Source organism: Colwellia sp. RE-S-Sl-9 (assembly GCF_048296855.1).
Classification (GTDB): domain Bacteria; phylum Pseudomonadota; class Gammaproteobacteria; order Enterobacterales; family Alteromonadaceae; genus Pseudocolwellia.
In genome coordinates this window covers 2,596,237-2,610,608 of sequence record NZ_CP182631.1, presented here as the reverse complement: position 1 = coordinate 2,610,608, position 14,372 = coordinate 2,596,237, and the positions used below count along the sequence as shown (strand labels likewise).

The following is a 14,372-nucleotide window of genomic DNA, read 5'->3' as shown; positions in this document are numbered from 1 at the left end:
CTTCGTTAATGCTTTTTATAAGGGAACGACCATTATTACAAAGCATTGTCTTGAATTGATATCGCTCAAGTGCTCTGAAATACGTATCTTGAGTGGTAACGGGTATATATTAAGGTAGCTATTCTTAATTTAATTATTTATATTTATTTAAAACTTGAGTGGTATCTATTATAGATACATAATGCGTTTGTTATTTTAACTCTTATACCATTTCAAGGTAGAGAACAGAGCTGGAACAATAAATGTTTTTAGGCAAAGGTTTCGCGTTTTCAACGAAATCTAAGTACTAGATCCATGTCAGCAATATATTGATTGACGAGAAGGGTTATTCTTAAGCCTGTTAGTTATATGAAAATCTTTTTAATCAATTGCCAAAAAAATTACAAATATTAGGAGCTTACCACTATGTTAAGAATGGCTTTAGAGTCCGGTTCTCGTAAAAATAAACAAGTTTCTTTGCAAAGCGAATTAGTTGTTGTTGGTGGAGGAATGGCGGGGGTTTGTTGTGCCATAAATGCAGCGCGTTCAGGTATTAAAGTATGTTTAGTTCAAGATCGCCCTGTATTAGGCGGATGTGCATCAAGCGAGATTCGTGTTTGGATTTTAGGCGCAACTTCTCATTTAGGTAATAATAACCGCTGGTCAAGAGAAGGCGGCATTATTGATGAGCTTTTAATTGAAAACCTTTATAAAAATAAAGAAGGTAACACGGTTATTTTTGACACCATTTTACTTGATAAAGTTAAAGCAGAAAAAAACATAACCTTGTTACTTAATACTGCCGTTTATGATGCAACAAAGTCGAGTGCGACTAAAATAAAATCGGTTAAAGCTTTTTGTTCACAAAACAGCACAGAATATTTAATCGACGCGCCATTGTTTTGTGATGCTTCAGGTGACGGTATTTTAGGTTTTATGTCAGGAGCACCATTTGTTATTGGCGCTGAATCTAAAAATGAATTTGATGAAAAAATGGCTCCTGATGAAGAACAAACAGAGTTATTGGGTCACACCTTGTTTTTCTACAGTAAAGACGTAGGAAAGCCTGTCGACTTTATACCACCTGAGTATGCTAAAAATACCAAAATTTCTGAAGAACGTTTATCACGTGTTAATAAAGGTGAAGACGGTATTCGTTTATGGTGGATAGAATACGGTGGAACAGAAGACACTATTCATGGAACCGAAGAAATAAAATGGGCTTTATGGTCTGTTGTTTACATGATTTGGGATCACATAAAAAACAGCGGTAAATTTGATGGTGTAGAAAACTTATCGCTAGAGTGGGTAGGAACAATTCCCGGTAAGCGTGAAAGCAGACGTTTTATCGGCCATAAAATGCTAACCCAAAAAGATATAGTTGAACAAAGATCTCACGAAGACGCTATTTCTTATGGCGGATGGGCGATTGACCTTCACCCAAGTGGAGGTGTGTTTAGTGATGAAAGTCCTTGTGAGCAATACCATGCTAAAGGTATTTATCAAATACCATTAGGTTGTTTTATGAGCCAAGGTATTGATAACTTATTTATCGCTGGCCGTATTATCAGTGCTTCACATATCGCTTTTGGTTCAACGCGCGTTATGGCAACTTCAGGTCATGGCGGACAAGTCGTTGGTGCAGCAGCAGCTTTGTGTATTAAAGATAACTTATTACCTCAAGACTTATTAGCGCAGCCTAGCTTAGGGAAACTTCAACAAGAGCTCAATGAAATAGGCCACTTTATTCCTCATATACCTCTAGTAAAAAGTAATAATATTGCTAGTTCAGCTGAAATATCAGCAAGTAGTGAATTGTCTTTAACTCACATAAAGTCAAACGGCGAATTTAAACCCTTAGTCATTAGTGCCGCACAATTATTGCCGCTTACAGCCAATGTTAAATATACCTTTACGATTAATGTTAAAGCGAAATGTAATACAACCTTAGTTAGCCAATTACGAGTGAGCGATAAACAAGAAAACTACACGCCTAATGTGACTTTAGCCGAAAAGGAAATTGCGCTAACAGAAGGTGAACATAAAGTGACGCTTGATTTTGACGCCACGCTTCTTGATTCTCACTATGCATTTATGTGCCTACTGAAAAACGAAAATATAGAAGTTGAATACTCAAATGAAAGAATAACAGGTGTTGTTTCAGTATTTAATGGTACTAACAAAGCGGTATCTAATAACGGTAAACAAACGGTAGATAAAGATCTGGGTGTAGACGAGTTTGAATTTTGGATCCCTGAAAGACGTCCTGGTGGAAAAAACCTTGCGCTAGAAATCACGCCAGCCATACAAGACTTTTCAGCCGCGAATATTATTAATGGCTACACAAGACCTTGGTTTAGCAGTAATGCTTGGGTTGCTGATATTAATGATCGTAATCCAACGTTGGCACTTAAGTGGTCTGAAGAAAAAGAGATTAACTCAGTTGTTATTCATTTTGATAGCGACTTTGATCATCCACTTGAATCTTCTTTAATGGGTCATCCAGAGCAACGGATACCGTTTTGTGTTGCAAACTATAAAATATTAAAAGAAGACGGAACTTTACTTCACGAGGTGGTTGGAAATTATCAAACGGTTAATAAAATAACCTTTGAACAGTCAATTAAAGCGCAGAGTTTAACTTTTCAATTTGAAAAAACAGAGGAAGATATTCCTGTATCTGTATTTTCTGTCATTGTAAGTTAGTCAATATTGTTAATCTGAGTTTGATACAGAGGTCTGTTTCAAACTCAGATGCGTTATTGTTGAAATCGCTTATTATTTATATACCCGTTACCAATCAAGAAGCTATTTCAGAGCACTTGAGCGATATCAATTCAAGGTAATTATCACGAATTCGAGTTACTTAAATACTAGCTTTGAGATAACCAAGAAAGAAATTGTTTAAAGTCAGATGAATTTGAAAAAGTAACATAACTTAATCCGTGATCATCTTTGATCGCAACTCGGTTTTGATTAACAGAAATTGAATGCACTGGTTGCATTACACGGATCTGTTGTCCGTTATATGTATAAGACATTATAAAACTCTAATATAAGCGTTTGTATTGGTAAAAGTACCTAATATAAACAAAGTGTTATTATTGTTTTGGTTCAAATATAAAGATTTACAGGAAATAATTCGTTGAAGATAAAACAATAACTAAGTAAAAAAATCTAAAGATAACTGACGTGGTCAAGGAAAGGCAGAGCAATAAGATATTTATTAAATTCGAGTGAAGTTTTCTTTTTTATGATAATACAGCACTTGAACGGAGGAGAGTCTATAGTACGAACAAATAATAAACAAGCATTATTAGTAAATAACTGAAAATAGCGCTTAAAGTTTTATAATTATGCAAATATATTGTCTTTATTGCTCACTGCTGTAATCTAACAGAATACATACCTTCGTTTTGTCACTATCCTTGATAATTGGCTCAGCGCTCAATTATTGAGGCAAGCTAATTACAAACCTCCGCTTATGCTACCAAACCGTCGAATTTGGTAAAACAGATATTCACCTGTGTACCTTACGTGATAAACAAGAGTTTCATGATCCTGTTGGTGTTGCTGAAAAATTAGGTATATCGTCTGCTTCATGGCCTATTTTTGGTGTTATTTGGCCATCGAGTTTGGTACTTGCGCATTATATTGTTGATTACAAAACACAGTCAAAACGTATATTAGAGATAGGCTGTGGTATGGCTTTATCTAGTTTGTTATTGAATAAACAATGTGCTGATATAACTGCAACCGATTACCATCCTGAAGTTAAAACTTTTTTACAAAGAAACACCCTACTTAATGGTGATAGCGACATTTCATTTGAGCAAGTTGATTGGACAAGTAAAATAGACAAACTGGGTCTTTTCGATTTAATTATTGGTAGCGATTTACTTTATGAAGATAGCCACATTGACTTATTAGCCAATTTCATTGAAAACCATTCAAAGCCTAAATGTGAAGTTATTCTTGTTGATCCGGGTAGAGGGCGTAAGAGTAAATTAAGTACCAAAATGATTGAATTTGGTTTTACCTCTTCCCATAAAAAACCTGTTCATACCGATTACCTAGAGCATGAATTTAAAGGACATATTTTAACGTTTGAACGTTAAAATATTTATCTGGCAAGTTAGTTTTTTAAGGAGGTATACATGTATTCCATTAATGATTTAAATGAAATTAACGAAACATTAAAGCCTCTAAAAGCACTTGCGGTTAGAGAGCTACAATCTATTTATGGCTTGTCTGGCATGGTATATACCCCTCATATAGATGCCCATAACGAGATTTGTATAAAAAAAGCAGCCATTTTAAATGATTTAAAAAACAAAGGACTAATCGCTTTTACAGAAGCAGAAATTATTAGCGCTAAGTTAATGGCTTTATACCGACGAACTAAAAATCATCAAATGGTTGAATATAATGGCTGTAACTACGAATGCCGATTCTCTCCATTAAAGTTGAGTAAATCAGGAAAAAGCGTGAGTAAGTGGGCTAAATATTGGTTACGAAAACTGCCAAATGGTGAAAACGATAAACAATGGGAAAGCCAAGTGAGAGAAACTTGGCCGGAGTATTTTATTATTAAAAGTTTTGATTTTTAACCGCTAAATGAATGAGTAAAAATCAACGTGTCGTTTACTCAGGAAGATGTACTATCTTCCAATAACTATCTAATGTATTAACAACGCCTAGTAATTTCTCTCCTACTTCACCTTTTGTAAAATAACCAGCTATGTGTTGGTGATAGCTTTGCTCAACATCGCTTTCAGATTTAGATGTTGTTAAAACAAATACCACAAGATCAGACAAAGCTTCATCAGCACGTAATTCTTTTAAAAACTCTATTCCGCCCATACGTGGCATTTGTAAATCGAGCAATATCACCATAGGGCGAGGAACGGTATTGTTTCGTAATAACTCTAAAGCTTCAATACCGTCATAAGCTCTAATAATAGGGTTCGCAATACGTTGTTTAATAAAGCTTCGTTCTATTGTCATTGCATCAACATCGTCGTCTTCGATTAAAAATAATGTTACGTCACTGGGTTTTGATGATGTCATTAGAGCTCCAAAATTTAATTAACTGTATAGGGGGAATTGATCTTATTTTTTCCATTTTATAACGAATTTTGTTCCGTGTTTACCGTCTGAAACTATGCTTATATTGCCACCATAATGTTCTACTATTTGTTTCACCATAGCTAACCCCATTCCACTGCCTTCTACTTTATCTCTTGGCTTTAGGGTTTGAAACATTAGCATGACTTGGTCATGAAACTCGGCTGGAATACCAGGACCATCATCTTCTACGCTAATAATGTGTGAGTCGCTATTACTATTATATAATATACTGATTTTACCGCTGTCTTTGTCATGATGTTTTATTGCATTAGAAATTAAATTTCTCAGTACTATTTCTAATGGGGAAGCTGGAATATTAATTTCAACATCTGGAGCGGTGCAAGTAAACCCTAAAGGAATATCCACTAAAGATATTATATCTTGATTCATATCGTATAAATTGACACGTTCTTTTTTAAATTCGGTACGATTAATTCGAGAGTAATCAAGCAAATCAGTCAATAGCTTCATCATCCGATCACAACGTAGTATGAGCATATTTAAATGTTTTTGCGATTCTTTAGGTAATATTTCTCCGCAATCTTCATTAATCCAATGAGCCAATTGTTTAATTGAATTAAGGGGGGATTTGAGGTCGTGTGAAGCAACGTAAGAAAATTTTTCTAAATCGCGATTAGATTTCACTAAATCTTGAGTTTTATCTTGTAATACCGTAGTCATTTTATCTGCGTAGGCTAATGCTTTTCTATTAGCTCTTGTGAGAAAAATAAAAACCCCAAGTAAAAATGCATCAACAGTTAAACCACCAATTAAAATGAAAAAAGACTGATCTGCGTTAGACTCTTCTCTGAAGTCGATATTTGATTGAATATCAAATGTCCATACTCGACCATATAAATAAGTATCCACTTTTTTTGAAAATAAAGGATTAGGATCATAATCGTTAGAAGTTCCATAGGTATTATCGTCAAAAAGTAAACTATCGTTATCACTTATTCTAATACTTACATGTCTGTTTTGTTTCGCTAAAGTTCCTAGCATGAGTTTTTTCATAATAAAAGGAGCATAAACAACGCCTACAATAGTGTCTCTTCTAGCTGCCGTTGTTTCTGGTTTTTGGCCATTTTTATAAAAGGGCGTATAAAACAAAAAACCGGGTGTTTGTTTATCATCTTGCACTAAGATGATCGGCCCTGTTAGTTGAGCCTTACCTGAATCACGTGCTTTTTTAATAGATGAATATCGATTAATTTCAAAAGCGATATCAAGGCCAACAGCTTTTTTATTGTGCTCAACAGGCTCAATATAAGTTATTGGCCAATATTCCGATTCGTTATGACTAGGGTGAACTTTATAATTGGGCCTAAGATCGCGTTGTTTTTCCATGTAACTATTAAACTGGTTTGCTTGTACATTATAGATGATACCTATGCCATTGATGCCGGGGTAAGTAGTATCAATTTTTAAACTGTTGGCATAAGTTAGCCAGTCGGTATGTGTAATGTCTGTATTTGTGGCGTCAATATAGGCTACACCTCCCCAAAGGGCATTTTCGTATAACCCCATTCTTTCTTTGACTAAATCAATTGCTTGTTCAGCATATCTTTGGAATTTCAACTCAAGCTTTTGATTTAACTGTGATTTTGTGAAGTGCCATGCTGTGAAGGTTAAAGCGACAGAAATAGCGACAATTAACCAATGAACAAAATTCATTTTTCCAGCATTAACTAATTTTTCTCTTTGATCACCATTGATTGGTGCTTCTTCCATTATATATTCCTACAAAAAACAATATTACTTCCCTGTAATATAGTACATTTACACCCATTTGATTCATTAATGTAGCTCTAGGCTAAACAATTGATTATTCAAATTGGGTTAATCCAATATTAACCTGTATTTCTCATACCTGTTGCTATGCCCGCCATCGTTACCATCAATAACTGTTCGTTATCAGGATGTTCAGGTTGTTGGCGTAAACGTTTCAATGCTTCTATTTGTATTAAATGTAACGGCGCTAAATAACCTCTACGTAATTCAAACGAGCTGAAATTCCATTGATCGTTTTGCAGCAATGTATCTTGTGCTAATAAATTCAATAATGTTTTTTTATCGGCAGCAAGTTGTTCACGTAACTCTGCACCCATGTATTTCAAGTCATCGTCAACAAGTGCCTCATCATATAAGGCTGAAACTTGTTCGTCAGACTTGGTATAAAGCATTTCGGTAAGCGAAATACGCGACTTAAAGTAAGGCCAGCTTTCTAACATGTCGTGAATTACGCTTGAATTATCTTGATAGGCTTTTTCTATAGCGCCACCTAAACCTAACCAGCTAGGTACAACAAGACGATTTTGACTCCATGCAAATATCCAAGGAATTGCGCGAAGTGACTCTATGCCGCCGTCTGATTTACGTTTACTAGGACGTGAACCTAAAGGCAATGACGCTAGCTCTTGCTCTGGCGTTGCTTGTCTAAAGTATTTAACAAAGTTTTTATTGGTTTGTACATAAGAGCGATAAATATCACAGCTATCGTTTGCCATTTCGTCCATTAGCTTTCGCCATTCTGCCGTTGGCGCAGGTGGTGGTGTTACTAAACATTCTAAAATAGCTGATGCATACAAATGCAAGCTACGAGTTGCTAAGTTAGGTAAGCCAAACTTATAACGTATGGTTTCACCTTGTTCAGTAACACGTAAACCACCATCTAAAGAACCTGGAGGTTGCGAGGCAATAGCGGCATGTGCAGGTCCGCCGCCACGGCCAATTGTGCCGCCACGGCCATGAAATAATTTTAGCTTAATGTCTTTTTCTGCAAATACTTCAACCAGCTTTTCTTGACATTGGTATTGCCCCCAAGTTGCTGCCAATACACCTGCGTCTTTAGCTGAATCACTGTAACCTATCATTACGTGATGTTGTTGTTCACAATATTCTTTATAGCTCTCTAATGTAAATAGCTCGGCCATTACTGCTGGCGCATTATTTAAATCTTCTAACGTTTCAAATAATGGTGCTATTGGCATTTTCCAGCTTACGCCAGAAGCTTTTAGTAATAAATTTACCGTTAAAATATCACTAACTTGACTCGCCATTGAAATAATATAAATACCAAATAACTCAGCAGGTTGTGATGCAATCATCGCGTAAGTGTCTAACACTTCTTGAGTATCGGCAGACCACTGTTTTTTAGGAAGTAATGGGCGAGGGTTTTGTATCTCGTCAACTAAAAAGGCTTGACGCTTTTTCTCATCCCATGCTGCAAAGTCGCCCATGTTTAATGCTTGGGTTATTTCTGCAACAGCAGCTTCATGGCGCTCGCTGTGTTGGCGAATATCTAACCTAACCAGAGAAATACCAAAACAATTTACTTTACGTATCATGTCTACAACTAAAGAGTTGGCTACGTTTTTTAAGCCAACAGACAATAAGCTATCGCGACAAGCAATGAGAGGTAATCTAAGTTGATCAGAGCTATTTAGAATACCTTGAGTTTCGCCTTTGTTTAGCTGCTCGATACTCAGTTTTAATAATTCGATAACGTGTTTTAACTGAGTACGGTAAGGTCCTACACCATTTACGTCTGCTTCAAGTAATTCTTCTGATGCTTTACGCATTGAAAGCTCTAAATATAAGCGTTCAAAATCAATAAGGTAAAGTTTTGCTGCCGTTAGCCTAGCATTCAGTAAAGCTTGTTCACTTAATTTAGCGGTAACAAATGGGTTGCCGTCTCTGTCGCCCGCCATCCAACTCGCCATAGTGATTGGGTTGTAATCAATAGGTAAGTCTTTTTGGGTTAAGTCTTGGCTTAATTGGTTTAACTCTTTTAAAAACTGAGGCACAGCAAACCAAAAACTATTAGCAATAGTGTTTAAACCCCAACGCGATTCGTCTAACGGAGTAGGGCGTTGCTGGCGAATTTCATCTGTGTACCAAGCTTGTTCTACTAGCTCAGTAATACGAGGAGACGACGCGTTGTTATTATGATCAAGTTCATGAGCAATTTGATTATATTTATGAATAAAGGTTCTGCGATTAACTTCGGTAGGGTGCGCAGTTAATACCAACTCTATGTGAAGCTTTTCTAACGCTTGGGTAAATTTTTCAGCCGATACGTTGCCAAGCTTTTCTTTTAAATCTTCTAGCGGATGTGCATGATCTAGCTCATCTAACCCTTGTGGGCTAGTGGTGTACTGTTGCTCAGCCACATTCGCTAAATTTAAAAATTGGCTAAAAGCTCGGGCATAAATTAATAAGTCAGCTTCTGAGCAGTTTGAAATAGTTTGTTGTAATTGCTCAACTATACTGGCATCACCCGCGGTTATGTCTCGACCTTGCAGTCGCATTTTTTCAATATTTTCAAGCCATTGAGCGCCTTGCTCATCAGCTATGGTTTGTCCTAGTAATGTACCTAATTCGCGCACATTTTGTTGAATGTTTTCTAACATACCAGCTCCTTTAAAAAAATTTTAATTTATACAGCGATGAATAAGAATTTAATTTATATATTTGTTATATATTTGGCTGCACCAGTATAAAGCTCGATGCCCCAAATAACGTTGAAACTAAAGCTAATAGCCAGTGAAGCAAATAAAGCCTGAGCAACATTGGCTTCAGGGTGGGCTTGCTCAAACACTGCTGGTACTGCAATGTATGAGGCACTTGCACCCAATACTGTTAATAAAGCGGCACCACCATGACTTAAACCAATTAGCCATGCCACAAATAACGCAATACTTGCGCCAATTATAGGCATTGCGATCCCAAAGCAAATAATGAAATATTTATTTGGGCCAATATCTGAAATTTTGCTACCTGCTAATGCGCCCATATGCACTAAATATAAGGCTAGCATTACGCTAAACATAGGCTTTAAATTGTTTGTCATAGGCTGAGAAATATCGCCATATAAAGTACCAATCAGCATACCTATTACAATTAACACTAAGCTTTTGTGAGCTAATATCGTTTTAACATCTAATTTATGTTGCTTGTCGCTGAGTAAATATAAACCCAGAATAATTGCGGGTAATTCAAGTAAAGCAACAAATAAGTTAAGGGTTAGTTCATAGCTAATACCTTGCATTTCTAGAAAGCTTACTGCTACAGCAAAAGTACCCACACTCACTGAACCATAATGAGCCGCGAGTGTTACAGAATCATTTTTATTTAATTTTGAACCGATTTTAATAAACATTAATGCGGCGAATGTTATAACCAACCCCATGACTATAACTAAGCTACTTTCTCCTATTAACGTTAAACTCGCGTTTGACGAAATTGCTTGCCCGCCTTTTAAACCAATCGTTATTAATAGAATATAAGTGATTAGTTGGTAAGCGGCATCAGGTAGCCTTAAGTCAACTGAAAAACGTTGTGCTATGAATGCTGTTATAAAAAAGAAGGCTAATATGTCAGGGAGAAATTGAGCCATAACCGTAAAAACTATTCATTAATATAAATGTAGGCGTATCATAATTTGCTTTATTAATAATAAAAAATATATAATTTTTATTGAAAGTATATACATATGTCTATACTTTTGGGTGTAAAACCTTTTTAAGGAATATTATGTCGAATAGAATGCCCACATTGCGCCAACTGCAAATATTTTTAGCGTTAGCCGAACATAAAAATATTTCTAAAGTTGCTGAAGCCTTGCATATATCTCAGCCTTCGGTATCTATTCAATTAAAAAACTTAACTGAAGTGCTTGAGTTGCAGTTGTATCACGTTAATGGCCGAAGTATTGAGTTGACTGAAGCGGGCGAAGCGGCCTTGAGCACAGCACGCGAAATGTTTTTTGGCTTGAATAAGCTACAAATTGAATTAGATAACTTAAAAGGGATAAAATCAGGTGTTTTAAAGCTGGGGGTAGTGTCTACCGCTAAATACTTCTTACCTATTTTACTGGGGCAATTTTGTAAGCGTTATCCGCTAATTGATGTTGAATTAAATGTAGGTAATCGTCAAAAAATCATTCAACGCTTTAATCAAAATAAAGATGATTATTACGTATTTAGCCAATGCCCAGATTCAGACAATTTAATAGCCGAACCTTTTCTAGATAACCCGCTAGTGGTTGTTGCGCCAGTTAATCACGAATTAACGCAAAAAATGCCTATTAGTTTAAATCGATTGTCTCATTATCCTTTTTTATTGCGGGAATTAGGGTCAAGTACACGACGTTGTATTGACGACTTTTGCAAACTCCATAAGTTAAAGCTTAAAGCTAAAATGACTATTGAAAGTAACGAAGCCATTAAGCATTCAGTAGCTTCTGATTTAGGTTTGTCTATTTTAAGTAGTCACACCTTAGACTATATGCAAGAGGTGAGCTTAGCTCGATTAGATGTTGAGCATTTTCCAATACAAAGCCATTGGTATTTAGCGCGCACCAAAAACAGAAACCAAACAGTATTGGCTGAGCTGTTTTATCAGTATTTACAAGAAGAAGGTTTAACCTTATTGCAGAAGAAAATAGCGGCTAACAGGAAAAATGGAGCAAGTATCGATAAAGGCGTTAGGTAAGTGTATTCGTTGGATAATAACCCTCATGTTATTTAGGTTTTTCTTCAATCATTCAATTAGGTTCTCTTTGAGTTAAAGCAAATAACACGCTCTAGTTGTATTTGATTTTCAGTAAATTATCTTTTTTTTTCATCAAATTTTAATCACATTCATGAAAAGTCATAGCAACAATTGATAGGTAGCTAGCATAACTCAATGAAATAAATTTTTACATTAATGTGAAATTTATTTACAACGTGTGCAACTATTTTAATTTGTTGATTTTAAACAAAATTACTGTTTTTTAAGGCCTGTTTATTATGTAAATAAAAGTAAAGAATTATAAATTTTTACTTTTACAAAGAACTTAAAAGATATTAATAACGTCTACGTCGTTAAGCTAAAAGTATGTCGTTTTAGCTATCCATTCGTTGTTTTGTTGCTATTTTATAAGGTTTATTAATGAATATAGAAAAAAGTTTTAATTTGAGTGTTAGGTCTTGGTTTCACTCAGTGTCTATCGTTTTTATAAGTGTAATTTTACTTTCTGCATGTGGTTCAAGTGATGAAGAGGATACAATTGGTAATTTAAGATTTTATAACTTGTCGGCTAATTCTCCGGCTATATATTTAACGATTGATGAAGACTTAACCGATGAAGATGAAGATGCTTATGAAAAAACATACTCAGGTGTTAGTTTTAAGTCTTTAAGTGGTATTTCAAGTGTTGACACTGGAAATTATGCTTATGAAATCGCTTTTCAAAATGATGATGGAAAATCTAGGGATGACTTAGAAATTTTATTAGAAGGAAATGTAAACATTATTGAAGAGTCAACGAAATTATTAGTGTTGAATGGTGATGTTAATGCGCCTGAATTACTCTCTTATGACGTTGCTGTAATTGACGATGAAGATGATATCGATGATGATTTATTTAACATACAAGTGTTGAATATGTTTGAAAGTGATAAAGATATTAGTATGTATTTCTCTAAAGACGATGAAACCTTCAACGAAGCTGTATTAGTAGGGCAAGTTAGTTATAAAGCGTTGCTAGATAATCAAAAGTTTGATCAAGATTCTTACATTATGTATTTGGTTGATACTGATACTAATGAAGTGGTATTTGAATCAGACGAAATCGACTTTGCTTTTCCATCTCAATACATTCTTTCAATAAGAAAAAGTACTACAGACAACGGTTCTCCTTATGTTGTTGATTTGATCTCTAACTCTTCTATTACAGAATATATTGATGTAAATACTCAAAGTACTTTTAAAGCATTTAACGCAATTAAAACGCATGATTTATTACCTGATTATCAAGGTGATTTAATATTTCACATTGAAAACCTTACTCACTCGGCCACTATCAATTCTTTTTCTTACGGTACGTTTAGTGAAGAGCTTGTACAAGAAAATGGAGACTACAGCATATCGCTAACAACTCCTGAAACGAACAGCGTTATTATTGAAAATCATTTATTAACCTTGCCAGAAAACTCGGATAAAACAGTATTCTTTTATTTACAAGAAACGAATGTTGATGATGACGGTGACGGTGACGTTGATGAAAATAACGATGGTATTGTTGATGAGGTTGAAGTTTCTATTCATTCGTTAGCAATTAATAATACAAATGTTAGTAATATTTATGATCATAAAATAACGACTATTAATTTCATCGAATCAGATGACTTTAGTTTTGTGAAGGTGTATTTCGTAAGAAATAATGAAATGATTAGTTCTACTCCTAATAGTCAACTTGTTTCTTATGGCCTTTCAGGTTCAATTACCTTATTAAATAATACGTATACTGTGTATGTCGTTGCACAAGATGATACAAGTGAATTGATTTTAACTAGTTTTGAAGTTGTGTTAAATGAAGACTCTAAACCTCAATTTTTAGTGTTAGAAAATGATGACTCTACGCCTTCAGGTTACCGAGCTACATTTGCTGAACAGTAATTAATATAGGTTTAGTAACTATGAATTTTCATAAACGTATCTTGATTTTAAGCGATAATATAACTGATGAAACGCGAGAGCAGTCAATATTGTTTCATTGTTTAAAAGCAAGGTACACCGAGTTAATTCACTGTTCTTCATTGGTTGAACTAGCTAAACAGGTGATGGCTAATTCGTTTGATTTGATTTTTATTGATATACAGAAATCAAGTGACTACTTAGTTGATGTAATTAAGTATATTCGGAAAAAAACACCTCTAGTTATATGGGCCTTGATTGATGGCGTGAAAGAAGATGCCTTAGTGATATTTAAAGCTGGGGCTGATAACTGTTTAAGAAGAAGTCTTCATAAAGAGGAAATATTAACGCGAATTGAAGCTTTTTTTCGACGAAAACAGCTTGACCTGATAATAGGTGGAAAAAATCAACTGCAGTTACAACCTTTTCTATTATGCCGTGATAAACGTGAACTTTATTATCACGGCAATTTAGTTGTAACAACAGGGATAGAATTTGATTTATTGAATCTATTAATGACGAATCATGGTGAAATTGTTTCTCGAGAAGACATAGCACAGAGTGTTTTTAAACGTAATGTCTTGTATTGTAGCCAAAGTATTAATATGCATATTTCTAATATTAGGCGCAAGCTACGTACTTTAAATAACAGCGCTACCATTAAAAGTATACGCGGTAACGGATACATTCTTGTGTTAATTAATGATTCAATTACGAACAATGACCTACCGAATACAAATCTAGAAGTTACATAATAAAAAGTGAGTAGAATAAAATAAGAGGTAAGGTTTAGATATTAC

11 protein-coding genes are annotated in these 14,372 nt (G+C 34.9%); 6 read left to right on the top strand and 5 right to left on the bottom strand.

Annotation, left to right across the window (positions count from 1 at the left end; all coding sequences use genetic code 11):
• Positions 1-405: 405 nt before the first annotated feature.
• Positions 406-2,685 (top strand): FAD-dependent oxidoreductase, encoded by a 2,280-nt coding sequence (locus ACM9HF_RS11170; RefSeq protein WP_473607925.1) that lies wholly within the window; start codon positions 406-408, stop codon positions 2,683-2,685.
• Between the two features lie 167 nt (positions 2,686-2,852).
• Here ACM9HF_RS11170 and ACM9HF_RS11165 read toward each other — a convergent pair whose 3' ends face one another.
• The gene (locus ACM9HF_RS11165) at positions 2,853-3,020 is read right to left on the bottom strand and encodes a hypothetical protein (protein ID WP_473607922.1); all 168 of its coding nucleotides are present in this window, start codon (positions 3,018-3,020) and stop codon (positions 2,853-2,855) included.
• A 426-nt stretch (positions 3,021-3,446) separates the two neighbouring features.
• Here ACM9HF_RS11165 and ACM9HF_RS11160 point away from each other — a divergent pair, with 426 nt between their 5' ends.
• Positions 3,447-4,097, top strand: coding sequence for a class I SAM-dependent methyltransferase (locus tag ACM9HF_RS11160; RefSeq protein WP_473618291.1), 651 nt, complete (start codon positions 3,447-3,449; stop codon positions 4,095-4,097).
• Positions 4,098-4,136: 39 nt separating this feature from the next.
• On the top strand, positions 4,137-4,589 hold the full coding sequence (locus ACM9HF_RS11155; protein WP_473607918.1) for a hypothetical protein: 453 nt from the start codon (positions 4,137-4,139) through the stop codon (positions 4,587-4,589).
• Between the two features lie 34 nt (positions 4,590-4,623).
• Here the strand turns inward: ACM9HF_RS11155 and ACM9HF_RS11150 are convergent, their stop codons facing one another.
• From ACM9HF_RS11150 to ACM9HF_RS11135, 4 genes are all read right to left on the bottom strand, one after another.
• On the bottom strand, positions 4,624-5,049 hold the full coding sequence (locus tag ACM9HF_RS11150) for a response regulator (RefSeq protein ID WP_473607915.1): 426 nt from the start codon (positions 5,047-5,049) through the stop codon (positions 4,624-4,626).
• A gap of 42 nt (positions 5,050-5,091) precedes the next feature.
• A complete protein-coding gene (locus ACM9HF_RS11145) occupies positions 5,092-6,840 on the bottom strand; it encodes a CHASE domain-containing protein (protein ID WP_473607912.1) in 1,749 nt (582 codons plus the stop codon).
• A 119-nt stretch (positions 6,841-6,959) separates the two neighbouring features.
• Positions 6,960-9,521 (bottom strand): phosphoenolpyruvate carboxylase, encoded by a 2,562-nt coding sequence (ppc, locus tag ACM9HF_RS11140; protein WP_473607908.1) that lies wholly within the window; start codon positions 9,519-9,521, stop codon positions 6,960-6,962.
• 53 nt (positions 9,522-9,574) lie between these two features.
• On the bottom strand, positions 9,575-10,507 hold the full coding sequence (locus ACM9HF_RS11135; RefSeq protein WP_473607905.1) for a sodium-dependent bicarbonate transport family permease: 933 nt from the start codon (positions 10,505-10,507) through the stop codon (positions 9,575-9,577).
• 137 nt (positions 10,508-10,644) lie between these two features.
• Between ACM9HF_RS11135 and ACM9HF_RS11130 the strand changes: the two genes are divergently transcribed.
• The 3 genes from ACM9HF_RS11130 to ACM9HF_RS11120 all read left to right on the top strand — a co-directional run bounded on the left by ACM9HF_RS11130 (position 10,645) and on the right by ACM9HF_RS11120 (position 14,327).
• Complete coding sequence (locus ACM9HF_RS11130; protein WP_473607902.1) at positions 10,645-11,604, top strand: LysR family transcriptional regulator; 960 nt, start codon at positions 10,645-10,647, stop codon at positions 11,602-11,604.
• A gap of 441 nt (positions 11,605-12,045) precedes the next feature.
• A complete protein-coding gene (locus tag ACM9HF_RS11125; RefSeq protein WP_473607898.1) occupies positions 12,046-13,554 on the top strand; it encodes a hypothetical protein in 1,509 nt (502 codons plus the stop codon).
• Positions 13,555-13,574: 20 nt separating this feature from the next.
• The gene (locus tag ACM9HF_RS11120; protein ID WP_473607895.1) at positions 13,575-14,327 is read left to right on the top strand and encodes a winged helix-turn-helix domain-containing protein; all 753 of its coding nucleotides are present in this window, start codon (positions 13,575-13,577) and stop codon (positions 14,325-14,327) included.
• Positions 14,328-14,372 lie beyond the last annotated feature (45 nt).